This is a genomic window from Corynebacterium hesseae, assembly GCF_037850265.1.
Taxonomy (GTDB): domain Bacteria; phylum Actinomycetota; class Actinomycetes; order Mycobacteriales; family Mycobacteriaceae; genus Corynebacterium; species Corynebacterium hesseae.
This window is the reverse complement of record NZ_CP137211.1, coordinates 1,443,838-1,470,525: the sequence shown is the minus strand read 5'-3', so window position 1 is coordinate 1,470,525 and position 26,688 is coordinate 1,443,838. Positions and strand designations below refer to the sequence as shown.

The following is a 26,688-nucleotide window of genomic DNA, read 5'->3' as shown; positions in this document are numbered from 1 at the left end:
CCCGACCCCGGGCACACGAAAAAAATGAAGTTGGCCTCTGGACGTAGTTTTCTCCTCCACGTGCCCGAAAACTACACTGCAGATCGATCCTGGCCGGTCCTGTTGTCCTTCCACGGTTATACAGATTCTCCGGAAAACATGGAGCAATACAGCCAGTTTGATGCGGCTGACGCCATAGTCGCCTACCCTGCAGGGGAAAATGCGGCGTGGGCTCCGGCGCCTTATGCTGCTACCAGCGCGGAAGAAGACCTAGAATTCGTGCGAGCAATCGTGGACAGCCTGCGCGCTACCTATGAGGTAGACGATAACGCTATCTTCGCTGCGGGCCTGTCCAATGGAGGAGGATTCGCGGCATTCTTAGCCTGCCGTATGCCGGGGACGTTTCGCTCGGTAGCTACTGTATCGGCGGCTTATTACGAAGGCATCCATACGGATTGCTCAGACAAGCCTGTTGGCCGTTTGGATATTCACGGTACAAAAGACCCCGTTGTCAACTATGAGGGCGGCGTGCGGCACGAGACTGCTTATGCTTCGGTCGCAGAAGTGCTCGGGCAGCATCAGCGTCGTAACAAGTGTCGTGGCGACGTCGAGTCCGTACGTCTCACAAACGGTGCCACCAGAGAGACATGGACTGCCTGCCAAGCACCGCTGCAGCACATTCGCATCGAAGGCGGATCCCACGTTTGGCCTGGTGGAAACAACGCTACGAAAACTGAGGTGGGTAAAGGTTTTGCCACCGACGCGGTACTAGACTTCTTCGGTATCCCCGGCCGGCCTGCAGACACCGAGGAACACGGAGTGGCCTAGGATTGATTCCTTCGTGGACTACTCGCTGAGCGTGTAGTGATTAAAGGGGATGCCGAGGGAGCGAACCCGCGCTAAGCAGATGTCTGCCACCGTTTCATACCCAGCTTGGTGCGCGGCACTGGTGGTTTCCGTGGGGGCCGGAATCTGTACGAGGTGAAAGGAGCGCTGGCCGCCATCCTCGCGATTGAGCTCGACGACGGCCTGCGCGGTGGTGCCAGAGCCAGCAAAAAAGTCGAGGACTACCGCGTTGGGGCCGCCGGCGATTGCGATGAGGTGCTTGATAAGCCGCACTGGTTTGGGAAAATCGAATACGCCTTTAATACCGAGTGCCTCTTCAGCGTCACGACGGCCTGTACGGGTTACACCGAATCGTTCCCCGTCCAGTATGGAGCGTGGGCGCGCACCCTTCTTTTCATAGTTCTTGGTATAGACAAAGCCGCGTCTGAAAACCAGGTCGTCATAGTGCTTATCAACTTTGTCCCGCCCCCAACGCCAGCGCGCGACCTTCGACTTCCCGTCGGGTTGATGAGGCCAGTATTTATCACCATTCGGACCGACGATGGGAAAGTCGAGGCTTGGTAGATAACCCAAGGTCTTGGAATCTAGGCGAACGAGGGAATAGTTACCCTTCTCATCGCGATGGTTGTAGCGGGTCGATGTCTGCGCCCCTAGATCAACATTGAACCCGGAGTTTTCCGGAGATTTGGCGTAGCAAAGGACATATTCGTGCTCTTGGACGGCATATCTTGAATCATTCTTTCCAGTACCGCCTTTTTTCCAAATGAGCTGGCTTGCAAAGCAATCCTCGCCGAAAACCTCGTTGAGGAGGAGGCGTACATGGGCACACTCTGATTCGCCGATCGAAACCACGATGAATCCTGTGTCTGCGAGTACTTCACGCGCAAGGATCAGTCGTGGAAGCATCATAGAAAGCCATTCGGCATGCCATTGACCAAAGTGCTCTGAGCGCATTTCTCGCCGTTGGCGGAAGTTGTCGCGATAAACAAAATCCTTGCCGGTGTTATACGGCGGGTCGATATAGATGACGTCGGCTTTCATACCGCGGGCAACAAAGCTCTTGAGCGCGGATAGATTATCGGCCACGGTGACTGAATTGGTGGTGGAATCCGAGCCGCTTATCAACGTGTGCCTCCCCGCAGCTTGAGAGGCAGCAAGCGCAGCGGCAGCATTCTTTCCCGGCCACACTAAGCCAAAGGCTGAGTCATCGCTTGTGGGTATTTCTAACCCACGAGAGGGCGTCGAAGAATCAGGTTGTGTAGCGGGTCGGGGAGTTGGCTCAGAATGAGGAGAAGGCATTGTGGGCAGGCTTGTACTTTGGCGATTGATCTACGGACGAGGGCATGTGCGTTAATTATTGCGCAAAGAACTGAGCGCGGAGCGCAGCCAAAGAAGTGTGTCCTAGAGTGCACAGCAATGCCAACGAAAGCGCGCCTGCTTTTAGCAAGTTGTTGAACGAAAAGGGGTAGGTGGAGGGGGTAAACGGATGCGCCGACCCTAAGAATTCTTAGAGTGCTGCTTTGTGTGGGAACGGTACGTCTCATAACTAGGGTGATTAATAACTCGTGTGGCGAAGACTCTGGACCGTCGGTACGGTGGAGTCTCGTGACGGCTCGCAACGTGAATGCAGCGGTCGATAGTGCACTTGTTCGTAGTGTGCGGAGCCGATCGATGGGGTTCACGCCTACTGATCGGTTGTAGCCGCAGGCGTATCGACACGTTGGTAGCTAGCACGCTTAGAAAGAGTAGAAGTAACGAAAGGATTGTAGGAATGGGTATTTTTGACAAGGCAAAGGACGCGCTGAACTCCGATAAGGGCGAGCAGGTTTCGGACAGCGCACTGGACAAGGGCGCTGATCTTGCTAAGGGTAAGCTCGGCGAAGATAAGGCCGACAAGATTGACTCTGCTCGCGACCAGCTCGATGATCGTATCGGTAACGAGGGCGCTTAAGTCCTAAAGATTGAGTGCGGAAGCAGTGTGCCTGGGAACCTGACGTTGCAGGAATAAGAGCCCACTGCCTCTGAAATGCCACGCTAGGCGCGCTCTATAAGTCCTGTCCACGATGTGGGCAGGACTGTATAAGTTTTGTAGCAATGTATATTTGGCTTTGGCTGGGACATAATATGGGCGAGTTGATAGAGAAAAGGAATCTGAGAGAAACCTTTAAATCCTCCTATGTTGTGTTTATGAATATAAAATCGGTCATTTCCTAGGTAGGCTGAACACTGTGAATACTTCAGTAGGTGTGGAACAAAGTAGCCAGCCCTTTAAGCAGCTTCTGATTGAGCAAGCTGGCCGGGTCATTGCTAAGGCGGGCATCGATGAAGTGCGCCTTCGGGAGGTTGCTGACCAGGTTGATGTGCCTCTTGCGGAAGCTCAGGCACTTTTTGCTTCCGAAGCGGAACTCGTCGAGGCAACTAAGCACTCTCTCAATGATGCACTGACGTCAACTATTGATGTGCACCTACAAGGGTTGCCCGAAAATGCGACCGCGGTAGATAAGCTTCGTGCTACCGCGCTGTCCTACTTTTCTTTTGCGGTCGAGGACCCATCCTCTTTTGCGGCTTTTACTGCTGTCTACGCTTCTCCCCGCACGGGATTGACGGCTGAGGACTTTGCTAGCCGTGATGGAGAGGCTGACACCTGCCCCATTATGCGTATTCTTTTTGACCTGACTAAAGACGCTATTAAAGAATCTGGCGGCACGGAGCTCGATGCCTATGGGACGCTGCTCTCTGCTCTGTCGATATTCTCCCACCTACACGGCGTTACACAGCTTGCAGCCGAAGGGATTCTGCGCTACCTCTCGCCAGCGGCGAAAAAGCAAACCTTTAGTGCTGTCATGGATACGCTGAGCGTTGGTCTTTATCCCTTCTTTAGGGGCGAGCGTATCAAGCGCGCCGAACCTTGCGGCCTGGCAGGGGAGCAGCCTGAAACACTCCTAATCAGTGCAGAAGACTTTCCACGAAGCACAGAGGATGAGCAGCGAACAGCTCTGCTCCGAGGTGCTGTGGAGGAGGCTCTCGACCACGGCGTGACTGGCTTGCATATCGGTGGCGCCGCAAAACGAGCAGGGCTTAGCGTCCAAGAGGCTGAACACCTTATTGAAAGCGACCAAGAGCTGGCAAGTTTCCTGGAGCGCTATTTGGACAAAATCAACTACGAGTTCATTTACCGTCAGGTAGCCGCGTTGCCGCAGGACGCTAGCGCAGTGTCGAAGATCAAAGCTACGGGCTATGGATATGTCTCACATGCTTTGCATGACCCGCAAGGATTTGAGGCGCTCATTAAGATCGCATCCGGCCCGATTGTGCCCATGTCATTCGAGGATGACTTCCTGCCAAACGCGAATAAAGCGGTCGAGCTTCAACGTGATTTCAGCGAGTTCGGCCGAGCCTTTGGGTTCATTATGTCTCTCGTACGCGAGGCTATCGATGAGGTGGACGGGCCGCGCACTCCATGGGTTCTTTTCACATTAGTGATTTCAGTGTGGGCTGGCGCCCACGGTCTTGCCATGCTGAGCACCAACGGGCCATTGCGTGGGTATAATTCCGATTTTATTTTTGAAATTCTGACTCAATATATGGATATCGAACTCGGTGGCATCATGCGAAGCCTCAATGGCATGGCAGGCTAGTTCAGTGAAATGAGCGTGCGGGATGCTCAACTGAGAGTGATTCGCATCATATTTCTCCCCACTTTCTTAGAGTGAAAGTGGGGATTCTTTTGTCAATATCTGAGGTTGGCTGCACCTTGTCGGGGTGGTGTGGATGTGGGCTTTGGCTGGGCGCATTCATTGCGTGAAGGGGGTAGAAATCGGTCTGAATCGACTAATGTTTACGGCGTGAACTGCAAAGATGTCGATGGCCGGTGTCTCTGAATGGGGGTAGCAAGTAGTTACTCAAGTGTAGAAAATATACTCTGCGGGTTGTATGGTGGCCACGTCCGAACCTTAATTGCAAGCCTTATAAGGCTAATCGGGTTTTCACTTCAGTTTAAGAAAGACTAACTATGCGCCCTACTCGCTCTCGCATTGTCGCCACTGTAGCGGCAGTGGCTACCTTTTCTTCCGTGATCGTCGCTCCTCAGGCAATTGCGGTAGAGGAACCGGCAGAATCTTCCTTCGTTCACGAGGAGAATGGCACTGGCACTCTTGATGTCAACGGCACTGCCTTCGACGAAGACGGCGACCTGGTTGACGAAGACAACGCTGGTGATAACGCGATTGAAGAGCTTGACCGTGACTCTCGCAACAACGACATCAGCTTTTATGACGCGGAAAACAGCAAACCGACGACGCTTGATGAGCTGAAGAGCACTGAAGCATCGACGGCTGACGCTTCGATCAAGGTCGTCGAGAAGGACGGCAAGCTGGTCTGTGAGATTTCTGATGCTCCTGGTAAGGAAGGCGAGATTCTTGAGCGCAAGCTCGACCTAGCTCGTGCATTCTATGATGGCGGCAACAAGCTGCTGCAGACCGTATGGGAAGTTATTCCTGTTGTCGGCGATCTCGTCCCGTCGGACTTCATCAAGAAGATTGGCGCAAGCTCGTGGGAGCGGATCGCTGAAATGGTCCGTGAAGGCGAGAAAGACAAGGATGTCACGTGGGACCTCGCACGTGCGCAGGGCATGGCTATCGCAAAGATCGAGAACTCCGATGCTGATGTCGATTTGAAGAACCCGGATGCGGCGAAGAAGACCGTCTCTGGGCTCATCAAGTTTGCTGATGGTGCTTTCGGTACTGGAGTCGCTACCGTATTGAAGGTTTTTAATGCCGCCGTTACGATTGCTGGCCTTTTCCCGGGCGCTAGTGCCGCTAAGGACTTGAAGCTGAGCGATACTCAGCGCAAGGAAATTGAGTCCACCCTGTCTGGTATCTCGACCGCGGCTTCTGCGTTGGCCGAGGTTAACGCACCGGCTGGACAGAAGTGTGCGGACATGCTCAATGGCAAGCAGGTCAGCGACGAAGCGCCGGATTCCACCTCGACACCCGAGTCCTCTGAGCCTTCCGAGTCCGCCGAGCCTTCTGATTCCGAGAAGCCCTCCGAGTCCACTGAGCCTTCCGAGTCGAGTGAACCCTCCGCATCAGATGAGGCTTCTGAGTCCGCAGAGTCGACTGCGCCTGAATCTACTGAGTCCGAGGCGGCCGAACCTGAGGATCCGACGGAGGAATCCGAGCCTGCTTCCACTACCTCGGCCCCTGTAGATTCCGATGATGAGGATAATAGCGGTGAAGACGGGGAGCCTGGCCGCGATGGCAAGGACGGCGCCGACGGCAAGGATGGCCGTGACGGTCGCGACGGCCGCGATGGGCGTGACGGCAAGGACGGCGCCGACGGCAAGGATGGTCGCGACGGCCGCGATGGGCGTGACGGCAAGGACGGCGCCGACGGCAAGGATGGTCGCGACGGCCGCGATGGGCGTGACGGCAAGGATGGCATCAACGGCCGCGATGGCGTCGACGGCAAAGATGGCGTCGACGGCAAAGATGGTAAAGATGGCGAAGACGCTGATATGTCCTCCGCTGTTGGTTACTCATTCCTTGGAGCGATTCTCGGTGGCGGTCTAATCGTTTCCATCTTCGGCGCTATTGATTACCTCTACCTGCTGGGCTACCTGCCCAAGGAAGGCATTCCGTGGCGCGCTAACCGCTAAGACCAACTCGTAGTTCCAGCCTGAGCAGAGAAATCTCAGGCAGAGCACTACAGAACAGCCCCATTGCATCCGCAGTGGGGCTGTTTGCATGAGCGATTGAAGGGTAGGCAAGCGCAGTATTGGGTCAAAGCTCGCTGTTTATAGCAGCGTGAGTGCGCATTTCAGAGCTGCCCGTGATGGCGTTTACCCTCCCGTCGGGATGGCACAATGAACACAGCGGTGTTGACCAGATGGCTTCTCGCAATAAGCGCACCATTTCTGTGGCGGTTCTAGGAGCTGAGAAGGTCGTTAACACCGGACTATAGAGTGGCAAGTGTGACTGGAACAGTTCTTTAAGCACTAATTTCTCTTTCATGCGCCACGCCGTTCGCGGTGCCGCCGACCCATTGGAGGTGAAGTAGGTGGGCAAATCAGCTCAGCTCGCAACTATGAAGCACTCGCGGAGGCGGCCGCGCCGGTGGTGGGAAATCGGCGTAATCCTGCTCGTCGTCGTGATCATCGCCGGCAGCGTACACGTGGCGCGTAATACCGCAGGGATATCCGCGGGAGAGCTGGACCCGATTGATCGGCGCGCCTTAGAGGAGTACTCGGAATACGCCGCTGCCGTAGAGGATGCTCCAGAGTCGGCGGCCTGGCGCAATGCGGCTGCGACCGAGCACCCTACGCTGCTAATCAGCAGGAAGACCCACTTTTCCTACCTGATCAACCCTACCCAAGGAGTATCTTCGCCCTTCGCTGCCCCTGTAGACATGGGCGATAACCCCGCCGGTCTCGAGGTCTATCGGTTGGACCGGATCTATCCGAGGCTGTGGCCGATTAAGATTGCCGGCGGCAACTTCAACACGGTGGGCGAGACCACGACGGTCCAGGGGAGCGATGTCTACTACCTCAAAATCGGCGAGGATAATTTCGACAAGCAATTCTCCTCAGAGCATTTCATTACCTTCTTCGCGCATGAGTCCTTCCACTTCTACGGTCAAGCTCGGTGGGCTTTGGACTCGCGTGTCTTCGGCGAGCTCTCCCCGCATGGGGTGGAGCTGCTCGACGAGAGAATGCGGCTGCTCGATTCAGTCCGCGACGCGGGTGCAGACCAAGCTCGGCTGAGAGAACTGGCCACAGAATTGCTCGCTCTGGAAAAGGAACGCCTAGCTGCAGACCCTGACTACGTCAGCCAAGAACGCTGGATGGAAACCGTGGAAGGCACGGCCACCTACCTCGGGATAGTGGCCTCACGTGCGGTTGGGTATGACTTTGGCCCGATGTACTTCGACAACACTAAAGAAGCGCGTTTCACGGACGTTGTTCCGTTCCTAAAGACCGGGCAGATCGACAATGACTTTCTGCGCAATCGCTTGCCATATGAGGCCGGCGCTCAGTTGTGTTTGCTGCTTGCAGCATTAGCGCCGAGCGGGGAATGGCAGGCCTTTCTCAATGAACAATCTCCGGATTCTCACCGCACGCTTATCGACGCCCTGGGCCACGTCCTTAGCCAAGAGAAGTAGATCCACTAAACAGCGCCGCCTATGAATTGGGCGAAAAAAGAAAGACTGGTCAGAAAAGCTCTGACCAGCCTGGATGCTGTCGGACTAACAGGATTTGAACCTGCGACCCCTACACCCCCAGTGTAGTGCGCTACCAAACTGCGCCATAGTCCGCCGCTGCACCATTTGGTGCAACTGCTACAGATTACACCAGCGGTATTCGCTTCGACAAATCCCAGGTTGATGCGCGTTTTGAAGGCTCTAGAACTCGCCGGTGGAATATACCCACTGCCGGTCTTGCCGACGGAAAGAGGAGCGTTCCCGCTGAGAGCCTTGTGCGGCGCCCTTATAGAAGGCCTCGAACTCAACGACGCCGGTATCGTCCAAGGGGCCGCCGGCGACGGTATCGATAATATCGAGGCGGTAAAAGTGGATGCCGTTATCTGCGAGGTTGAGGCGCTCAGGGCGGGTCTCTGGGTCCCAGGTCCGGAGCAAATAGTCCTCGTCGCCGGTGACGAAAGCACTGAACCGCGAGCGCATCAGCGCCTCGGCCGAGGGTGCGGGCGTGCCGGCGTGGTAGCGCGAGCAGCACTCGCCAAACGTCAAGCCGGTTCCGCAGGGACAGCGGGCAGCCGGATCAAGAGGGTTGAGAACAATCATGTGAATCTATTGTGCCGCGGTTGTCACGGTGGTGGTCACCTCGACGGTGAGGAGGGAGTCGATGGTGGTGGACGTGGAGGCGTCGCCAAGCGCGCGTTGTTGATCCGCGCTAAGGGAGGCGGGGAGTGTCACCGTACGTGTAAATCGGGATTCGGACTCTTGGGTAATGCTGACGGACACAGCTTCGAGAGCCTTCGCGTCGATCTTCTGTGCCTTGCCCGCCGCCTTGATGGCCTGGGTACTTGCCACAGCCAGTGCGGACATGAGGAGGCCTTCAGCGGTAAAACCTTGGCCCTTGCCTCCGCTCTTCTTCGTGCGGTCAGCGGTCACAGAACGGTCGTTGTGGCGTACTACGACGCCCATCCTCGTGCCCACCGCAGGGATTGCCACCGCGGAGTCATCTGCGACCGGCGCGGGAAGGTTCTCCGGAACGATGAACTGCTCCGCCCACGCGCCAATCAGGTCGGCAGCGCGTGCGGCCGCGCCTTGCTTGGTGACGAGGTGATCAGCCTTATCCAAGGCGACCAAGGACTTGGGATAGCGCGTGGTGCGGAAAATGTTCTGCGCATTGTCGATGCCAACGGTCTGATCAATGGGGGAGTGCAGCACCATGAGTGGTTTGCGTAGGCGCGGAAGGTACTCCTCCGGGTTGGTCTCAGCAAGGTCTTCGAGGAAAAGGCGCGAAATGGTTAGCGCGCGGCCGCCCAAGGTGACCTCTACCTCGCCATTGGCGTCGACCTCGCCAATCTTGTCGGCGTAATGCAGCACAGAGTGCGCGGGATCGAAGGGGGCACCGATGGTGGCGACGGCTTTGAGGGAACGAATTCCGTTGGCCGCCGCGAGGGCAGCGGCGCCGCCCAGCGAGTGACCCATGAGGAGTTGCGGTGCGGAGTAGTTCTGGGCCAGCCACTCGGCGGCGGCCTGGATGTCTGCAACGTTTTGGCTGAAACAGGTATCAGCGAAATTTCCCTCGGACTGTCCCAAGCCTGGGAAGTCGAAGCGTAGGGTGGCGATGCCAAAGTTTGTCAGCTGCTTGCTCACGCGGGCGGCACCGGGTGTATGGCGCGAGCCGGCAAAGCAGTGCGCAAAGATGGCGAAGGCTTGCGGAGGGGAGTCTGGGAAATCGATGGTTCCGGCCATCGTGGTACCGGTGCTGGAGGGGAGCGACACGTTCACGGATTGCATGCCCACAAGGATATAAGGGCAACTGCACGCCTGCGAACCGGGGTTGACTAAAGTCGATAGAAGACCTGTATGACGCACAAGGATGGAGGAGTGCTCATGGGCGCATTCGATTGGTTCTGGAAGGCAATGGGCGCGCAGTCCGAGCGCAACAATAAAAAGTCGAAAGCCGTCGTCACGGCTGCGGATTCCGCAGTGGAAGAAATTGCCAACTTATCGAATGCAGACGTTGCCACCACCGCACGGGAATGTGTGAAGGATGGCGCGATTGCGGATAAGTCGCGTTTCCTCGCTGCTCTGGCCGTGGCGAGCGAACGCAAGCTCGGCATGCGCCCATTTAATGTCCAGTCCCAAGCCGTTCTCCGCTTGCTTGAGGGTGATGTCATCCAGATGGCCACCGGTGAGGGAAAGACCCTGGTGGGCGCAATGGCCGCGACTGGTTTTGCGTTGACCGGAAAACGCGTCCACCTGGTGACGGTCAATAATTATCTCGCGGCGCGCGACGCCGAGTGGATGCGCCCGCTCGTGGAGTTCTTCGGCCTCACGGTGGCCTCGGTCACCGAGAAGCTAGGACCGGAAGAGCGTCGCTCGGCCTACTCGTGCGATATCATCTATGCCCCCGTCAACGAGCTGGGATTCGACGTTCTGCGGGATAACCAGATCACCTCCCGCGAGCAGACGGTACAGGCGCGCGCAGATGTTGCGTTGGTGGATGAGGCGGACTCCGTGCTTGTCGACGAAGCCCTCGTTCCCCTCGTCCTCGCCGGAAACCGCCCGGGTGAGGAGTCCACAGGCCACATCACCAACGTGGTTTCGCGCCTGCGTGAGGAGCAGGACTATGTCATCGCGGAGGATGGGCGTACGGTGGCGCTGACCGACGATGGAGCGGCGCGAGTCGAGCGCGAATTGGGCATTGATTCGCTCTACTCCGAGGAGAATATCGGCTCCGTACTGGTCAAGGTGAACTTGGCGCTGCACGCAAAGGCGTTGCTGATCCGCGATATTCACTACATCATTACGGACGGAAAGCTGCAGCTTATCGACGCCTCCCGCGGCCGCGTTGCCGAACTGCAGCGCTGGCCCGATGGCCTGCAGGCCGCAGTGGAGGCCAAGGAAGGCTTGGAGGTATCGGAAGGAGGGCGCATCCTCGACACCATTACGCTCCAGGAACTCATGCGCCGTTACCCGTTGGTGTGCGGGATGACCGGTACCGCTGTGGAGGCGACCGATCAGCTACGGCAGTTCTATAACCTCCACGTATCGGTCATCGATAGAAACAAGGAACTGCAGCGCTTCGATGAGGCGGATCGCATCTATGCCTCGGTGGATGAGAAGTCCCGCGCCATCGTGAACGAAATCGTCGCGATCAACAGCACCGGCCAACCAGTTTTGGTGGGCACCCACGACGTCGCCGAATCCGAAGATCTCGCCGCTGCGTTACGCGAACGGGGGATCGAGGTAAACGTCCTTAATGCGAAGAATGACGAGGACGAGGCGCGCATTGTGGCGGAGGCTGGCGACGTCGGCCGTGTCACCGTTTCCACCCAGATGGCGGGCCGCGGCACGGATATTAAGCTGGGTGGCGCTGATGAGTCTGACCGCGATGCCGTCGTCGAGAAGGGTGGTCTGGCGGTGCTCGGCACCTCGCGGCACCGTTCCTCGCGTCTGGATAACCAGTTGCGCGGTCGCGCTGGCCGCCAGGGAGATCCGGGCAAGTCCATCTTCTTCGTTTCCTTAGAAGATGACGTGGTTAAACAGGGTGGGGAAGATGGATCCTTGTCCGCCCGCCCCGATGCCGACGGGCTCATCGAATCCAAAAGGGTTCGTGATTTCATTGCGCACTGTCAGCGCGTGACCGAGGGGCAGCTTCTAGAGATTCACGCGCAGACCTGGAAGTACAACCACCTGCTCGCAGATCAGCGCATCATCATTGATGAGCGGCGAGCTAAGCTGCTCGATACCGACCAAGCCTGGCAGGAGCTGGCTGAGCGGGCACCGGAGCGTGCTGCTGAGCTTCGTGACGTCCCCGCTGAAGCGCGCGAGCGGGCGGCCCGTGAGATTATGCTCTTCCACCTCGACCAGGCGTGGGCCGACCACCTGGAGTTGATGGATGATGTGCGGGAATCTATCCACCTACGTGCCATCGCCCGCGAGACGCCAATCGACGAATACCACCGCATCGCGGTGCGCGAGTTTAAAGACCTAGCGCAGCGCGCGGTTAATGACGCAGTTGATACTTTTAAGACCGTGCTTATCGATTCAGATGGCGCCCATCTAGAGGATCACGGCCTGTCCCGCCCGAGCGCAACGTGGACTTATATGGTCTCCGATAACCCACTATCAGGGGGCGGAAACTCCGTGCTCAAGGGCATAGGAAACATTTTCCGTTGATGTAAATTGCGGAGAGGCGACTCGCGCGGGCGGCGGAGTCGCTAATATGGAATGAGTCAACATTGATCCGACCCTTCGGAGGTAAAAATGAGCGAGAATACCGGAACGCCGGAACCGCAGGCAGAAACTACTTCTGTCTTCCGCGCAGATCTTCTCAAGGAGATGGAAAACGGCACCGCGGCGGGTTCTGACGCCTCCGTTGCTGGCGCTGAGAACTTGGCTGAGGGCCAGGCACTGCTCGTCGTCAAGCGCGGTCCCAATGCAGGCGCTCGCTTCCTGCTTGATCAGCCGACCACCACCGCCGGCCGCCATCCAGAGGCTGATATCTTCCTGGACGATGTCACCGTGTCTCGTCGCCACGCGGAGTTCCGCGCGAAGGACGGTCAGTTCGAGGTAGTCGATGTCGGATCGCTCAACGGAACCTACGTGAACCGCGAGCCGCGCAATGCTCAGGTACTCGAAGTGGGCGATGAAATCCAGATCGGTAAATTCCGCTTGGTATTCATTGCCCCGAAATAAGGCAGTGCCTGTCCTAAAGAACTAGGGGAGAAGGCCGGGGGAAGCTTCCTCCTGAGCTCCCCTTTTTGTCATAGTGAAATCGTGAAGAAAGCAGTAGTAGTCCTATCGTGAGCGCACAGAAGTCCACCGCCGCTGCCGCAGCAGCGTCTTCCGTGGTCAAGAAGACCAAGCCTGCTAAGCAGAAGCCGATGTCTATTGGCGTAACGCTGAAGCACGTGCAGAAGCAATTTCCGGATGTGACGGTGTCGAAAATTCGCTTCTTGGAATCTGAGGGGCTGATTACTCCAGAGCGCACCGCGAAGGGCTACCGCCGCTACTACCAGAAGGACCTTGATCGTCTTCGCTATATTCTGACCGCGCAGCGCGATCACTATACGCCGCTCAAGGTTATTCGGGAACAGCTAGACGCGATGGATTCGGGGCAAGTTACCGCCATCGTGTCCTCCCAGGCCGAGGCCCTCATCAGCGCCGAGCAGCTGCGCGCGCCGGTAGTCACTCGGCTTACCGACGCCGATGTGGCCGACCAAGCAGGCACCACGCAGGAAAACATCGCCAAGCTGGTTTCTGTGGGACTGATTAAGCCGGATCCGGCGGGCTTCTTTGATACGGATGACGTGTCCATCGTGTCCGCGGCCGTGGCGCTGGAATCCTTCGGGTTTGAGGCGCGACAGTTGAAGTCGCTGCGCAATGCTGCCCGCCGCCAGGCGGACATGATTTCGCAGGTGGCAACGCCGGTGGCGCATTCGAAGTCTGATACTGCCCCGCAACAGGCCGAGGAGCTTTCTCAGCAGATGGCGGCCCTTGTTCTGTCGCTTCACGGGACGTTGGTCAAGACCGAGCTTCGTGACGAATTCCGTCCTTAAACCATACGGGATTTTATTTCCGTAAGCTTGGCGCCGACTTTTCTACGCCACTTAACCGGCCCGACAACCATGTGCAAGGAATGTGTGTAAGAGTGGATTCCATGAACACTGAAGTATTGAAATTTCTAGGTATCCACCCCGTTGGCCCCGAAAATAACCTATGCGCTCTTTTCTATTGGGCGGAGGCGGACCGGCACGTGCCGGTGTGGGTCTCACCCATCGACGGCGCGCGAGTCCTCCAAGTACTCGAGCGGCACTTTAATGCGCGCCCAAGCACGTATGAACTGCTCATCGCCTTTGCGGATCAGCTAGATGGCATCGAGCATATTTGCGTGTCCGAGTACCGTAAGGGCGTTTTCATGGTTGATCTCCTAGATGGTACCGGCGAAGAGCACGATGCCCGCTTGTGCGACGCTCTTGTCCTCGCAGATCACTATGGGTTGCCCATTCATTTTGAGAAGGATGTGCTCGACGAGGTAGCCATTTACATTAGCGATGACGACCTTAAAGAGTATTACGGCCTAGAACGCGAGGCAGAATCCCCGGAGACGTTCCCGGAGAAGCGCATGCGCGAGTTTAAGGAGCGCCATTCCCAGCAGAGCGCGCTGGAGGACGATGACTTCGAGCAGATGATGCGTGATTCCGGAATCTCCGAGGAAGATTTGCTCGGCGGCAAAGATGGTGAAGAGGAGTAAAAGGGGAGTTTAAGCTCCCTTCCACATAATTCAGCCCTAAGCCCTGATCTCAGCTAGATATTAGAAGCGGCGCCCTCTGTGGCGTCGCTTTAGTCGTGCTACCACTGAATTTTTTAATGACACGCGTGTGACTAATGATGACAAAGTGACTCAAAAAGTCTAAAGTTCTACTAGAGGTTCACGGAGGACGACTCTTGACGCGGTCGCTGACGTGCCCTTTAATAGAAAAATAGAACTCCCCTCAAGTATCACTGGAGTAATTACGTGAGCAGTAAGAATAACCGTCCCGAGTCCAGCGCACTGCCGCTCGAAGATTTCGCGGCCAACGACTACGTTCAGGAATCCCTTTTTGATGTCGGGCCCGACGAGGAGCTGGGCTACCGCGTGCCCATCGCTTGTCAGGTAGCCGGCATTACCTACCGCCAGTTGGACTACTGGGCGCGCACGGACCTGGTGAAGCCCTCGATTCGCACTGCTCGCGGCTCTGGTTCCCAGCGCCTGTACTCCTTCAAGGACGTGCTGGTTCTCAAGATTGTCAAGCGCCTTTTGGACACCGGCATTTCTTTGCAGAATATCCGCCTCGCGGTGGAATCCCTGAGGGATCGCGGAGTTAACGATCTTGCTGAGCTCACCCTCGTCTCCGACGGCACCACGGTTTATGAGTGCCGCTCGAACGACGAAGTCATCGACCTTCTTGCCGGTGGACAGGGCGTGTTTGGCATCGCTGTCCCAGGCATCCTGAAGGAGCTTTCCGGAACCATCACTTCCTTCCCGGCCGAGCGCGTTGTGGAGGACGAAGAAGTCGACGTTGTATTTGGCCTCGACGAACTGGCTGCTCGGCGCAAGCGCAAAACCTCCTAAGGAAGCCATCCGCCGCCGCTCCTCTTAGTCACTGCAGCTCACGTCAGTGCTCTAGAGGAAGCGGCGGATTTTTGATGTGCGGCGTCGATGCGCCTGAAGTGTCCCGGTTATCGTGCCCCGGCGGCGTTGGCGATGGCCTTCTTGCCCTCTTGGGCATTTGAAGGGTCCGAGATGGTCTTGTAGGAGTCAGCGAGCTTTTCGAGCTCGGCGTCCTTTTCACCTTCACCGATATGCACCACGCTCAAGCTAACGCCCTGACCGCGCGCGGCTTTGACTGCCTCTGTAAAGCTTGCGTCATCCATATCTTGTTGGGTCCCGGTAGTAACGAGCACGACGCGGGCGTCTTTGCCCGTTTCTGCCTTTTGGTCCGTGGCGTTATCCAGTGCCGCAACCACGGCGCTGCGAGTTTGAGGAACGCCACCGGTGCCGAATTGCCGTACTGCGAAGGCTACGTTCTCGGCGTCGCCATAGGCTACATTCTGACGGAAGCCCACGGTGGCCGTGGCTGAAATGGGTGAGGAATAGTTCCAGAGAGCCACCTGGCTTCCCTCCGCGCCGACTGCCGACGCCGCCTCCGCCACGCCCTCGGTTACCTCATTGAAGTACGTCGCAAGGTTGTCGGAGGTATCAAGAAGGAACAACGTATTCGGCGCCACCCCTTGATCTTCCTTGTTTTCAGTGCTGGGCGCGGCTGATACCGATTCGGACGGCTGTACTGACTTCGAGGGCGTGGTCGATGCAGACGTAGTGCTAGCGCTTACACTTGTTGGTTTCTGTACGGCCGATGACTCAGTGGTTTTATCCGCCGCTACTGGCTCGCTCGAATCGGATTCCCCTCCGCGGAAGAGGAAGAATGCGCCGATAACCAACGCCAAAACCGCGAGGACGGCCACGATGATGACCCATGGTGCGATTGCATAGTTATTCTTTCCATCCGAGTGCCGGGCCATCTTTTTCCTTCCGCGCTGGGGTCTCGGGGCAGTAGAGGGCGCCCCGACGGGTCACATCAATGGTCTCTCATTGTAGCGCTCAGCGCTGCTCTAATTTGGGAGACAAGCCGCGCGCGGAGCGGCTCGGAGGCGTCGGCAAGCGCGCGTTGGCGCCGCACATACTCAGACTTTCCCTCTGGCGTTTCGATGGGGACAACCCCAAAGCCCCACTCGCGGCAGTCATATGGCGAGGCTTCCATGTCGAGCGTGCGCGCGGCCACCGCCAACCGGAAGGTATCGAGGAACAAGTCACCTGGCACCAGCGGCCCCAATTTCCACGCCCATTTATATAAATCCATAGTCGCATGGACGCAGCCAGCCTGGTCGTTGTCCGGTTGGTCCTCACGGGTCAGCACCGTGAGGTTAAGCGGGCGGGCGGGCTCAGTAAAGAAACGGAAGGCATCGTAGTGGGTGCACTTGATGCGATGCTTGTCGACGACTGCGTTCGTCCCTTCCGCTCCCAACCGCAGCGGCAGGTCGTGGCGAGGGGAATCGGTGTGGTACACCATGGCCCATTCATGCAGGCCAAAACAATCAAATTGGGTGGAATTGTGCGCCGTCTTTTCCAGAAGTTCCAGTATGTAGCGCACGGTTCCGCCGCGGCGTTCGAGGAAGGCCTCGGTGTCCATCGTGATGCCCTCGGCAGTGCGGCGGTAGTAGCGCCATTCGCTGTGCGGAGCGTTCCCTTCCAGGGTGACCCCTACGCCTGGGTGCCAACGGCGCAGATGAGAGGGGCGGACTGGGTAGTACTCGAAAAGGAAGTCGTAGACAGGGTGATACGAGCCTGGGTGGCGATAGCGAGCGAGGAACTCATTTGCTTCCTCCTCGTGCTGTCGCATCCGGGTTTGCCAATCCTTGGGCGCGAGAATCATCGTTGTCCAGCACTGCCTCGACGGCGGCGGTTGTTGCGGCCGCGGCGGCGGTGCCCCGGTGCTTCCTGCTTAGGCTGCTGTTGGTTCGGTGGCCCGAGCGGCTCGCCCTTCGGCTTGCGCGCACCGGTCATCTGGGCAAGTTCGGGGCTGCTGGCGGGGTTGCCGCGGTCGCTGATATCGAGGTCGGTGTGGTCCACTCCGGCCTTTGCAATGAGCTTGGCCACCTCGTCGCGCTGCTCGTCGGTAACGAGTGTGACGACGGTGCCTGACTCACCGCCGCGGGCGGTGCGGCCGGAACGGTGTAGGTAAGCCTTGTGCTCGGCGGGTGGATCTACGTGGACGACGAGGGAGACATCCGCAATGTCGATACCGCGCGCGGCGATGTCCGTGGCGACGAGCACGGGTACGCTTCCGTCGGCGAAGCCCTCAATTGCCTTGGTACGTGAACCTTGGCCCTTATCGCCGTGAAGCGGCAGTGCGTTAATGCCGACTCTGCGCAGCTTCTTCGCCTGCCTGTCGACTCCGTGCTTGGTCCGCATAAACATGATGGTTTTGCCCTTGCGCGCACCGAGCCGCAGGACGACGTCGTTGCGTGCCTCGCGCGTGCCGATGAAAATGAGGTGGTGCTGCATCGTGTCCACGGCGGCCTCGACGGGGGCTGTGGAGTGGGTTACGGGGTCGTGCATGAACTGCTCAACCAACTTGTTTACCTCGCCGTCGAGAGTGGCGGAGAAGAGTAAGCGTTGGCCGTCTGGTGGGGTGAGCTTAAGCAGCTTGCGTACCTGGGGAAGGAAGCCCATGTCCGCCATCTGGTCGGCCTCGTCGAGCGCAGTGATGGTGATCTGGTCGAAGAAAAGCTTGCCTTGGTCGATGAGATCCTGTGCGCGGCCCGGCGTAGCAACAAGTAGGTCAACCGGGCGGGCCAATGAACGAATGTGGTTGTTGATGTTGACACCGCCGACAACCGCCAACACGCGCAGTCCCAGCGCGGCTGCGGGTTCATCCAGGCGTTGTTGGATCTGCGTTGCCAGCTCACGCGTTGGTGCTAACACGAGACCGCGGGGGTGCGCCGGTCGGGAGACCCCGGATTCGGCAAGTCGAGTGAGCATGGGAAGGCCGAACGTGAAGGTTTTCCCCGAGCCCGTGGGGCCGCGACCGAGGACGTCCTTGCCGGCGAGGGCGTCGGGAATCGCGGCTTCTTGGATAGGGAAGGGGGTCGTGATGCCCTGTTTGTCAAGGACGCGGACAACATCGCGGGGGAGGCCGAGGTCGGCGAAAGTATTCATCGGGAGGAAGTTTAGTTGGGTTCGCTGCCAGATAGAAAAGCCAGTGCGGGAATGGGCCTCGCATCCTGCACTGTTGGCAGTAATGTGATGTAGGTCTCTGCTAAATTGATCGACATGACGAACCCTTTCAGTAGCCCGCAGCAGCAGCCCCGTGGATTTGGCCAGAACCCGCAGCACAACCAAGCACCGCCTGGCTTTATCAATCAAAATCAAGGATCTCACGTCGGTGGCCCGGCGATGCCACAGCCGCTCGAAAAGAAGCCTAGCTCGAAGAAAGCATTGTGGATCGTTCTGGCGGTTGTTCTTGTATTCGCCATCATCGCAGGCGTCGCTATCTTTGCTGCAGTTTCTTTCTTCAAAGATGTTGCTGCCGATTTTGATGATGCGCCGCAAGACGTAAGTGCTTCCGACAATGCCTACTGGAACAGCACATATGACTCCGATGAGGTTGACAGGATTCGCGCCTCCGAGGTTTCTGCCCCGGTGCCCGCTCCGCTCATTGACCTTTCGGACGAGTGCTATGAGGACACGTCATTCTTCGGGCAGGCGGACTATCTGGGCCTAGATGTTCAGTGGGTTCCGACGATTTCTTGCTTTTATGGTCCGGACAGAGAATTCGTGGCTCAGTACACAGAGAACAAGGATGCGATACGCGATACTGAAAGCGTTGGGCTGGCCGGCACCGTCGAGGATTTCACCTCGGCCCGCGGCTCCCAGATTGGCGCTTTTAGTGAGGAAGATGAGTACGTGATTGCTGAAGTGCTTGAGGATGGCAATGCGGTTATCGAGTACGTCATGGACGGCTATGATGCCAACGGGGACGAAGCGGACTTGAATGATTTGGCCAACTATCTCGTGGGTGCGGGAATCCTTGACTCGGCTCTGGGTGGTCCGTCGGTGAATGCCTAGCTATCTTCGGAACCGCACGCGCTTGACGACGCTTCACCCACCCCAAGTGGCCCGTCAACCCTCATCCGGTTGGCGGGTCTCGTTCTTTAAGGGCTTAAATGCGCGTTGTTCCTGCCGGTATTTGAAGGGGGTCAAGGATCACCGATGTGCCCGTCAACCATCTTTGGGTTGGCGGGACCGGTGGTTGGCGTTGTCCTCTCTATGTTTGGGGCATTAACTGTTGTCGGGTGGTTCCTCTGGTGGTTGTTCTGCTTGTTCGGCGGTGAGTCTGGCTAGTGCTTCTTGGTATTCGGGCATTGCGGTGATTGGTGTTCCCCAGGGTGGGATGAAGCTGACCCCGGTGTTGAGCCGGTACATGTAGCCACGTCCGGTAGGCCTTTGTGGGTCATCATCATTTATTCCGTTGTGGTAGGCGCATAGGAAGGTCAGGTTCTTGATGTTGGTGTAGCCGCCTGCCTGCCAGGGGATGAGGTGATGGACTTGGCAGTAATCAGCGGGCTTGTTACAGCCTGGTCTAGAACAGGTGTGGAATTCAGCATGCAGGGTAAGGCGTTGTTTGAAGTTTGCTCCACGCTCTAGCCGCCAGGTGTCGATGGGTCCTTCAATGGGGTGCACGATGGTGGCATAGCCTATTTCGGCAAACTTGTGGGTGAGGAATTCTGCTCCGGTCATGCGCCCGCCGTTGGTGAGGTTGAGTTCGATGTCGTCTCCGTCGCCGTTGATGATCTGGTCCAACTCGTTCAACGTGACGATGACTTGGGTGCGCACTGCCGGTTTGGAACCGCCTGCTTCTTTGAAGAAGATGTCGTTGGCGGCTTGAAGCAGGTCGGTGGTGTTGGTGGATTCTAAGACGCCGCGCATGTTGGCGATCGTGGTGGCATCGTCAGTTATGGAAAGGGTGTTGGGGCCTTGTTCCCGGTAGGTGATGCGCACACCTGGTTTGGCTATGCGCTTGGAGCGTAGTTCTTTCAGTCGTGTGGCGGCGACGGTGGGGATGCGGTGTGCGGGTGTTCCTGCGAGTTTGACTCGCAGGTTCCAGGCATCGAGGGTTTTCTTGACCTTCGCGGTGTAGGACTCGATGAGGGTAAGGGTGCCCAGGCTGTGGCGTTGTTGAAGGGCTGCGGTACGGGCTTTGCGTTGTTTGCCGCTAAAGCGGGTGGGGCCGAAGTAAACCTGGTTAAGGCGTGCTAGCTCGGCAGCATCGGAAGCAGAAGCGCCGAGCGCGCGGAGCTCATCGGGTGCGCCAGGAATGTTTTCCACCAGCGCAATCCCCGAGTTGCGTAGGCGGATGTAGGTTTCAATATCCCCCATGAGCACAAAGACTAAAACAGCACCGTGGGCCCCGCAACCGGAGGGACAAAATTCCTGGTTAGAGGCCTAATGGGGCTGGTACGAGAAAAGCCCCTCAGGGGAGGGGCTTAGCATCTACATTTCGGTAAGCGAGCGGTCACCTGACCATTCGATATGGAACGTGCCCTCGCGGTCTACACGCTTGAAGGTGTGGGCGCCGAAGAAATCGCGCTGGCCCTGAATCAGAGCAGCGGGGAGGCGCTCAGCTCGCAGGCTGTCGTAGTAGGAGAGGGACGAGGCGAATACCGGAACAGGCAAGCCCAGCTGGGTTGCGGCCACAACCACGCGACGCCACGGATCGATAAGGTTCTCCATCTCGCCCTTGAAATACGGGTCCAGAATGAGCGCCGGCAAGTCGGCGTTATTGTCGTAGGCCTCACGGATGCGGTCGAGGAACTTCGCGCGTATGATGCATCCGCCACGCCAGATGGTGGCCAAGTCGCGCGGATCGACGTTCCAGCCAAATTCTTCAGAGCCAGCCTTGATTTCATCGAAGCCCTGGGAGTAGGCAATGAGCTTCGCGGCGTATAGCGCGCGTCGAACATCTTCGACGAACTCGGCCTTATCCACGTTGAGCTCAGTAATGGCTCCGGAAGGCAACTGACCCTCCTGAGCAGCTGCACGCTGAGCGGTGGCAGAAGAGAGCGCACGCGCGAAAACGGATTCCGCAATGCCAGTGATCGGCACGCCCAGTTCGAGGCCATTGATGGCCGTCCAGCGGCCGGTACCTTTCTGGCCGGCGGCGTCCACGATGACGTCGACAAGCGGGGCACCCGTTACCGGATCCGTCTGAGCCAGCACCTCAGCGGTGATCTCGATGAGGTAAGAGTCAAGGTCTCCGGCGTTCCATTCGCGGAAGACCTCGGCAATCTCAGCAGGCTCCATGCCCGCCCCGTAGCGCAGCAGCTGGTAAGCCTCACCAATAACCTGCATATCGGCGTATTCGATGCCGTTGTGCACCATCTTGACGAAGTGGCCAGCACCATCGGGTCCGATGTGAGTCACGCACGGAGTGCCGTCGACATTAGCGGCGATGGACTCGAGGATGGGGCCCAAGGTCTCCCAAGACTCTTTCGGGCCGCCGGGCATAATAGCCGGGCCATTGAGCGCGCCTTCCTCGCCGCCGGAAATGCCGGCGCCGACGAAGTGACGCCCCTTAGCGGCCACCTCCTTCTCGCGGCGAATGGTGTCCGTGAACAGTGCATTGCCGCCATCGATGATGATGTCACCCTCATCCATGGCTTCGGTGAGCTGCTCGATGACGGCGTCAGTAGCCGCGCCAGCCTTAACCATGATGATCGCCTTACGCGGGCGCTCGAGGGAGGCAACGAAGTCCTCGACGGTCTCGGAGGGAATGAAAGCTCCTTCATCGCCGTGCTCGCTGATGAGTGCGTGAGTCTTTTCTGGGCTGCGGTTGTACACGGCGACCGTGTTGCCGTTGCGAGCGAAGTTTCGCGCAAGGTTGGAGCCCATCACAGCGAGCCCCACAACACCAATCTGGGCGAGATCTGTCTTTTCAGCACTTTGAGTCATGTCCACCATCCTACGTCACCGAATTCCACTAACCTGTTGTGGCATGAACCACTCTGAAATCTTTGAAAAGCTCTTGGCTGTTTCCCAGTCGCGTCCGCTCAACGCGGAAGAACTCGATCTGATCAACTCCAACCCGCAGGGGCTCGCAGGGCTTATTGGACTGCATTACACACACATTTCTGCGGACGAGGTTCGATCTGAGGTGGAAGTCGTCCCGGATCACCATCAGCCCTGGGGCGTTGCAAATGGGGGTCTGTATTGCACAATTACGGAATCGACTGCATCCGTCGGCAGCCTGATCCTCGCAGGCAAGCCCGTTGTCGGTGTCAACAACAACACGGATTTCCTCAAGCCGGTGGCTGCGGGCACGGTGACCGCCGTTGCTACACCGCTGTACAAGGGGCGCCGCACGCACCTGTGGGAGGTTAAGATCAGCCAGGGGGATGTGCTCCTCGCCGCGTCCACGCTGCGCACGATGGTGGTGCAGTAGCCTCTTACAACCAGTTGTTGCGGCGGAACCACCACCACATTCCGGCCACAACTAACACCATGAGGCCGATTGCGCCGTAATAGCCCCAAGGAAAATGTAGCTCCGGCATGACATCGAAGTTCATTCCGTAGATACCCGCGACAAGCGTTGGTGCGGCCCACATACCAACCACCGCGGAAATCGTGCGCATGTCGGAGTTTTGCTGCATGCTGATCTTGGCCACGGAGGCGTCTATAAGCGAGGTCAAGCGCTCATCGAACCCCGACACGTGGTCCTGGACCACCAGCTGGTGATCGTTGACGTCCCTGATGTAGGAGCGAATCGCCTTCGGAATGAGGTCCTTGTGGTCAGAGACCATCGAGCGCAAAGCAGGCGAAAGCGGCACGATGGCGTGCTTCATCTCCAGAATCTCGCGCTTGAACATATAGATGCGATCGATGTTCGGCAGCGAATTCGGAGTGAAGATTTCTTCCTCGAGCTCGTCGACTTCGATGGCGATGAGCCGGCAGATCTCCGAATAGCGGTCCACCATCATGTCTAGGATCTTCCACGCTAGGGACACGGGGCCCTGTTCGACGAGGTCCTGCTCATCCTCGATCACGTAGGCCAAGTTGGGTAGCTTCGCCGAGTGACGCACCGTGATGATGAATGTGTCACCGATGATCATTTGCATCTCACCAGTGGAAATAATCTGGCGCTTATCGGCTACCTCGTCGTGATCCCGGTAGTTCACCGACCGCGCCACCACGAACAGCTGGTCATCGTAGCGTTCCAGCTTCGGGCGCTGGTGTGCTTGGACGACGTCCTCGACGATGAGTTCGTGGATACGAAACTCAGCCGCCACCTTCGTCATCTGTGATTCGAGCGGCTCGTAGAGGCCTACCCACACGAAGCCGCGGCCGTACTCTTCTACGGTTTGCAGCGCGCTGTGCGGCGAAAACTCTCCGGGAAGAGCCTCGCCATCGACGAACACGCGGCAGTGCTCAATGGCACGTTCGACGGGAACGGAAAAACTCGGAGCACTGTCGTCAGAAGTGTTTTTCTTGCGTGGCTTGAATGGTGACGGTACAGATGGCATCGTGTCTCAGCCTCCTTCGTTTCGTATCGGCGTTTTGTAATGGCGGCTAAAGCTTACACCTGTGAAGGCATATAATCGTTGTCATGCCTACCTGGAAAGAAGTTACTGCAGCGAATCCCGCCCATTCCCATAACTTTGCGCGGAAGTGGAAGACACTTCGGGCCCAGGGCAAGGACATCGATGGGGAAGCCCGGCTTATCGACGCCATGAGTGAACGCCACTCCCGCGTCCTCGACGCCGGCTGCGGTTCCGGGCGCCTCGGCGGTGAATTGGCAAAGCGCGGCCACACGGTGTTGGGCGTGGACGTCGATCCCATCCTGATCGAGCATGCGGTCAATGATTATCCGGAGGCCCGTTGGGAAGTAGGGGACCTTTCGGAAGAGGAAATCCCGGAGGGCAACTTTGATATCGCTGTGGCTGCGGGCAACGTAATGACCTTCATTGCCATCGAAGGACGTGAGGCCGCACTGTGCAACGTCTTTAACGCTTTGCGCCCGGGTGGTCGGTTCGTCGTTGGTTTTGGTGAAGGTCGTGGTTGGGGCTTCGATGAATTCCTCGACCTCGCCCGCGCGGTGGGCTACCGAGTCGACTTCATCTTCGCATCCTGGGACATGAAGGTCTTTAAGGAGAACTCCACCTTCATGGTGGCCGTGCTTACCCGCCCCGGCGCAGACCTATTGGGTTAGCGCTGCGCGCCTGCGGCGAGGCGCCGCAGCCGGTGACCATGGTCAACGGGGCCGTGCCCGCGACCGACGTGAAGCGCATCAGCATTCTCTATCGCTTCGTGGAGCCATTCGGTGGCCCATACCAATGCCTCGTCGAGCGTTTCCCCCGCCCCTAAACGCGCTGCGAGCGCGGAGGAGAGCGAGCAGCCGGTGCCGTGGGTGTTCTTCGTGTTAATCCGCGGGCAGGGCACGCGAGTGACCGCGCCAGACGGGCTTACCGTTGCATTATCGGCTTGGGCGCCGTCGAGGTGTCCGCCCTTGACCACGACCCAGGTCCCGTTGTCGTGAGCCCACTGAGTGGCGATATCGATTGCTTCCTCGAGGGTGCGCGGCTGTGCGACGTCCGCGAGGACAGCGAGCTCCGGCAAGTTCGGCGTGACCACGGTGGAGCGGCGGGCGAGCTCGCGCACAGCGCGCTCTGCCTCCCGTTCGAGTAGGCGGTCACCGCTGGAAGCGACCATGACCGGATCGCAGACTATGGGAACCCCCTCGGGCAGGGTAGAGACGAACTCGCTCACCGTTTCGGTGATGGACACCGAGCCCAGCATGCCGATCTTGAGGGCGTCGATAGTCACGTCCTCCTTCACACTTGCCAGTTGTTCGCGCAGGAATTCCACCGGAGGGGTGTGGATGGCGCGCACACCTTGCGTGTTTTGCGCGACGAGGGCCGTCACCACTGCCATGCCATAGGCGCCGGCCGCCTCAAAGGATTTGAGGTCAGCGTGAATTCCCGCCCCTCCCGTGGGATCGGTGCCAGCAATGCTGAGGACGCGAGGCAGGGCAGGACGGTTCACGGTTTTCTCCTTTACGCTAGGGACTTCTTACGTTCTACCGTATGTGGCCAAAGAAAAGGGAGAGAGGATAATTCCTCTCTCCTTTTAAGACGCGTAAGACCTAGTGGAGTTCGCGGTCAATCACGTTGCGAGCAACGCGCTGCTGCTGGGTGATCTCCAGGTTGCCGCGGTCGCGCGAGAAGGCGTTGAGCAGCCAGTGCAGCGCAACGAGAGTGCGGCTGCGGAAGCCAACGATGTAGAAGATGTGCAGGCCGAGCCAGGAGATCCAGGCCGGGAAGCCGGCGAACTCGGTCTTGCCCAGCTTGACTACTGCGTTGAAGCGGGAAATGACGGCCATGGAGCCCTTGTCGAAGTACTCAAACGGCTCGGCCTCGTTAGCGGTGGACTCCTCATCAATCTTGGCCTCGATGAGCTTGCCCACGTGGTTGCCGCCCTGGATGGCCACCTGGGCCACGCCCGGAAGGCGGTTGAGGGAAATCATGTCGCCGACGATGTAGACGTTCTTGTACTCGCCAACCGTGAGGTCCTCGTTGACGGAGACGCGGCCGGCACGGTCGGATTCCACGCCAGCCTGGTCAGCGATGACCTTGCCCAACGGGGAAGCGGCGACACCTGCGGACCAGATCTTGGTCGCGGCCTCGATGGTGACCTCTTCCTCGGTCTTCATGTTCTTGTAGGTGACGGCGTCAGCGGTGACGTCGGTAACCATGGCGTTGAGGCGCACGTCAACGCCCAGCTTCTCCAGCGTGCGCTGAGCCTTGCGGCCGAGGCGCTTGCCGAACGGCGGAAGGACCTGCGGAGCGCCGTCCAAGAGGTAAATCTTGGCGGAGGAGGAACCGAAGTTGGAGTATTCGCCAGCAAAGGTGCGCTGTGCCAGCTCGGCAATCTGGCCGGTCAGCTCAACGCCGGTCGGGCCAGCGCCCACGATGACGAAGGTCAGCAGCTTCTCGCGCTTTGTAGGATCCTCTTCCAGCTCCGCCTTCTCAAAAGCGGAGATAATGCGGGAGCGGATCTCTAGGGCATCATCCAGCGTCTTCATGCCCGGGGCATACTCGGCGAAGTGGTCGTTGCCGAAGTAAGACTGGCCAGCGCCGGCTGCCACAATGAGGGAGTCGTAGCCGTAGGTACGAACAGCGCCATCGAGTTCCGCGGTGACGGTCTGATCCTTGATATTGACGTCGGTGACCTCACCGTTGACAAAGTTAACGTTGTCCTGGTGACGCAAGATCTGACGGGTAGACGGGGCGATTTCGCCGGCGGAAATGACGCCGGTGGCTACCTGGTAGAGCATCGGCTGGAAGAGGTGGTGGTTCTTCTTGTCGATGAGGGTGATCTCAACATCCGCGTCCTTGAGCTTCTTGACGGCGTTGATACCGCCGAAGCCGGCACCGATAACAACGACGTGGTGGCGGCCGTTACTAGGACGGTGGGGAGTTTGCGCCATGGTGTTTGATTACCTTCCTTAAGAAAGCCAGATTATTTTACCCGAGTCAGTCTAAACCTTTCTAGCGGTACATGCATACTTTATG

24 protein-coding genes and 1 tRNA gene are annotated in these 26,688 nt (G+C 58.1%); 13 read left to right on the top strand and 12 right to left on the bottom strand.

The genetic code is table 11. The features are described 5' to 3' along the window. Positions 1–24 precede the first annotated feature (24 nt). Entirely contained in the window at positions 25–807 is a 783-nt protein-coding gene (locus tag R3O64_RS06840; protein WP_227486307.1) for an alpha/beta hydrolase family esterase, read from the top strand. A gap of 18 nt (positions 808–825) precedes the next feature. Here the strand turns inward: R3O64_RS06840 and R3O64_RS06835 are convergent, their stop codons facing one another. Next, entirely contained in the window at positions 826–2,124 is a 1,299-nt protein-coding gene (locus tag R3O64_RS06835) for a site-specific DNA-methyltransferase (protein WP_425248902.1), read from the bottom strand. 472 nt (positions 2,125–2,596) lie between these two features. Here R3O64_RS06835 and R3O64_RS06830 point away from each other — a divergent pair, with 472 nt between their 5' ends. From R3O64_RS06830 to R3O64_RS06815, 4 genes are all read left to right on the top strand, one after another. Then, entirely contained in the window at positions 2,597–2,776 is a 180-nt protein-coding gene (locus tag R3O64_RS06830; RefSeq protein ID WP_070524820.1) for an antitoxin, read from the top strand. 277 nt (positions 2,777–3,053) lie between these two features. Next, a complete protein-coding gene (locus R3O64_RS06825) occupies positions 3,054–4,463 on the top strand; it encodes a WHG domain-containing protein (protein WP_250223904.1) in 1,410 nt (469 codons plus the stop codon). Positions 4,464–4,879: 416 nt separating this feature from the next. Beyond that, positions 4,880–6,481 (top strand): hypothetical protein, encoded by a 1,602-nt coding sequence (locus R3O64_RS06820; RefSeq protein WP_339016280.1) that lies wholly within the window; start codon positions 4,880–4,882, stop codon positions 6,479–6,481. Positions 6,482–6,909: 428 nt separating this feature from the next. Continuing rightward, on the top strand, positions 6,910–7,983 hold the full coding sequence (locus tag R3O64_RS06815) for a hypothetical protein (protein WP_339016278.1): 1,074 nt from the start codon (positions 6,910–6,912) through the stop codon (positions 7,981–7,983). A gap of 79 nt (positions 7,984–8,062) precedes the next feature. Here R3O64_RS06815 and R3O64_RS06810 read toward each other — a convergent pair. The 3 genes from R3O64_RS06810 to R3O64_RS06800 all read right to left on the bottom strand — a co-directional run bounded on the left by R3O64_RS06810 (position 8,063) and on the right by R3O64_RS06800 (position 9,807). Further along, a tRNA-Pro gene (locus R3O64_RS06810) sits at positions 8,063–8,136 on the bottom strand. An 87-nt stretch (positions 8,137–8,223) separates the two neighbouring features. After that, positions 8,224–8,622, bottom strand: coding sequence for a YchJ family protein (locus tag R3O64_RS06805; protein ID WP_339016276.1), 399 nt, complete (start codon positions 8,620–8,622; stop codon positions 8,224–8,226). Between the two features lie 6 nt (positions 8,623–8,628). Next, complete coding sequence (locus tag R3O64_RS06800; protein WP_210386338.1) at positions 8,629–9,807, bottom strand: alpha/beta fold hydrolase; 1,179 nt, start codon at positions 9,805–9,807, stop codon at positions 8,629–8,631. Positions 9,808–9,903: 96 nt separating this feature from the next. Here R3O64_RS06800 and secA2 point away from each other — a divergent pair, with 96 nt between their 5' ends. From secA2 to R3O64_RS06775, 5 genes are all read left to right on the top strand, one after another. Then, entirely contained in the window at positions 9,904–12,195 is a 2,292-nt protein-coding gene (secA2, locus tag R3O64_RS06795; protein ID WP_339017545.1) for an accessory Sec system translocase SecA2, read from the top strand. An 87-nt stretch (positions 12,196–12,282) separates the two neighbouring features. Further along, positions 12,283–12,714 (top strand): oxoglutarate dehydrogenase inhibitor Odhl, encoded by a 432-nt coding sequence (gene odhI, locus R3O64_RS06790; RefSeq protein ID WP_010186533.1) that lies wholly within the window; start codon positions 12,283–12,285, stop codon positions 12,712–12,714. Between the two features lie 107 nt (positions 12,715–12,821). Beyond that, positions 12,822–13,577, top strand: coding sequence for a MerR family transcriptional regulator (locus R3O64_RS06785; protein ID WP_070563527.1), 756 nt, complete (start codon positions 12,822–12,824; stop codon positions 13,575–13,577). Positions 13,578–13,678: 101 nt separating this feature from the next. Beyond that, positions 13,679–14,272: a bifunctional nuclease family protein gene (locus R3O64_RS06780; protein WP_269948271.1), complete on the top strand. Its 594-nt coding sequence runs from the start codon at positions 13,679–13,681 to the stop codon at positions 14,270–14,272. A 300-nt stretch (positions 14,273–14,572) separates the two neighbouring features. Continuing rightward, positions 14,573–15,133, top strand: a complete 561-nt coding sequence (locus R3O64_RS06775; protein ID WP_154762730.1) for a MerR family transcriptional regulator — start codon at positions 14,573–14,575, stop codon at positions 15,131–15,133. Positions 15,134–15,240: 107 nt separating this feature from the next. Here R3O64_RS06775 and R3O64_RS06770 read toward each other — a convergent pair whose 3' ends face one another. Genes R3O64_RS06770 through R3O64_RS06760 form a run of 3 tightly spaced genes read right to left on the bottom strand, consistent with a single transcriptional unit; the run spans position 15,241 to position 18,280 of the window. Beyond that, complete coding sequence (locus R3O64_RS06770) at positions 15,241–16,083, bottom strand: vWA domain-containing protein (RefSeq protein WP_339016266.1); 843 nt, start codon at positions 16,081–16,083, stop codon at positions 15,241–15,243. A 56-nt stretch (positions 16,084–16,139) separates the two neighbouring features. Further along, entirely contained in the window at positions 16,140–16,994 is an 855-nt protein-coding gene (locus R3O64_RS06765; RefSeq protein ID WP_144269197.1) for a 3-methyladenine DNA glycosylase, read from the bottom strand. After that, positions 16,991–18,280, bottom strand: a complete 1,290-nt coding sequence (locus R3O64_RS06760) for a DEAD/DEAH box helicase (RefSeq protein WP_144269196.1) — start codon at positions 18,278–18,280, stop codon at positions 16,991–16,993. The genes R3O64_RS06765 and R3O64_RS06760 overlap by 4 nt, the downstream gene beginning before the upstream one ends. Positions 18,281–18,394: 114 nt before the next feature. Between R3O64_RS06760 and R3O64_RS06755 the strand changes: the two genes are divergently transcribed. Further along, positions 18,395–19,189 carry a hypothetical protein gene (locus tag R3O64_RS06755; RefSeq protein ID WP_289299006.1) on the top strand — a complete coding sequence of 265 codons (795 nt, stop codon included), beginning with the start codon at positions 18,395–18,397 and terminating at the stop codon, positions 19,187–19,189. 213 nt (positions 19,190–19,402) lie between these two features. Here R3O64_RS06755 and R3O64_RS06750 read toward each other — a convergent pair whose 3' ends face one another. Both R3O64_RS06750 and gndA read right to left on the bottom strand, forming a co-directional pair. Further along, positions 19,403–20,500 (bottom strand): HNH endonuclease signature motif containing protein, encoded by a 1,098-nt coding sequence (locus R3O64_RS06750; protein WP_339016254.1) that lies wholly within the window; start codon positions 20,498–20,500, stop codon positions 19,403–19,405. 114 nt (positions 20,501–20,614) lie between these two features. Continuing rightward, positions 20,615–22,072 carry an NADP-dependent phosphogluconate dehydrogenase gene (gndA, locus tag R3O64_RS06745; protein WP_144014498.1) on the bottom strand — a complete coding sequence of 486 codons (1,458 nt, stop codon included), beginning with the start codon at positions 22,070–22,072 and terminating at the stop codon, positions 20,615–20,617. A 43-nt stretch (positions 22,073–22,115) separates the two neighbouring features. Between gndA and R3O64_RS06740 the strand changes: the two genes are divergently transcribed. After that, entirely contained in the window at positions 22,116–22,562 is a 447-nt protein-coding gene (locus R3O64_RS06740) for a PaaI family thioesterase (protein ID WP_339016249.1), read from the top strand. 4 nt (positions 22,563–22,566) lie between these two features. Here R3O64_RS06740 and corA read toward each other — a convergent pair whose 3' ends face one another. Next, positions 22,567–23,640, bottom strand: coding sequence for a magnesium/cobalt transporter CorA (gene corA / locus R3O64_RS06735; protein WP_070532752.1), 1,074 nt, complete (start codon positions 23,638–23,640; stop codon positions 22,567–22,569). A gap of 83 nt (positions 23,641–23,723) precedes the next feature. Here corA and R3O64_RS06730 point away from each other — a divergent pair, with 83 nt between their 5' ends. Further along, positions 23,724–24,326, top strand: a complete 603-nt coding sequence (locus tag R3O64_RS06730) for a class I SAM-dependent DNA methyltransferase (protein ID WP_154761948.1) — start codon at positions 23,724–23,726, stop codon at positions 24,324–24,326. Here the strand turns inward: R3O64_RS06730 and thiD are convergent. Together thiD and R3O64_RS06720 are read right to left on the bottom strand one after the other, a co-directional pair. Continuing rightward, positions 24,323–25,159 carry a bifunctional hydroxymethylpyrimidine kinase/phosphomethylpyrimidine kinase gene (gene thiD / locus R3O64_RS06725; protein WP_284848060.1) on the bottom strand — a complete coding sequence of 279 codons (837 nt, stop codon included), beginning with the start codon at positions 25,157–25,159 and terminating at the stop codon, positions 24,323–24,325. The two genes, R3O64_RS06730 and thiD, sit on opposite strands and share 4 nt — an antisense overlap. Before the next feature lie 100 nt (positions 25,160–25,259). Next, complete coding sequence (locus R3O64_RS06720; protein WP_339016245.1) at positions 25,260–26,603, bottom strand: NAD(P)/FAD-dependent oxidoreductase; 1,344 nt, start codon at positions 26,601–26,603, stop codon at positions 25,260–25,262. Positions 26,604–26,688: the final 85 nt, after the last annotated feature.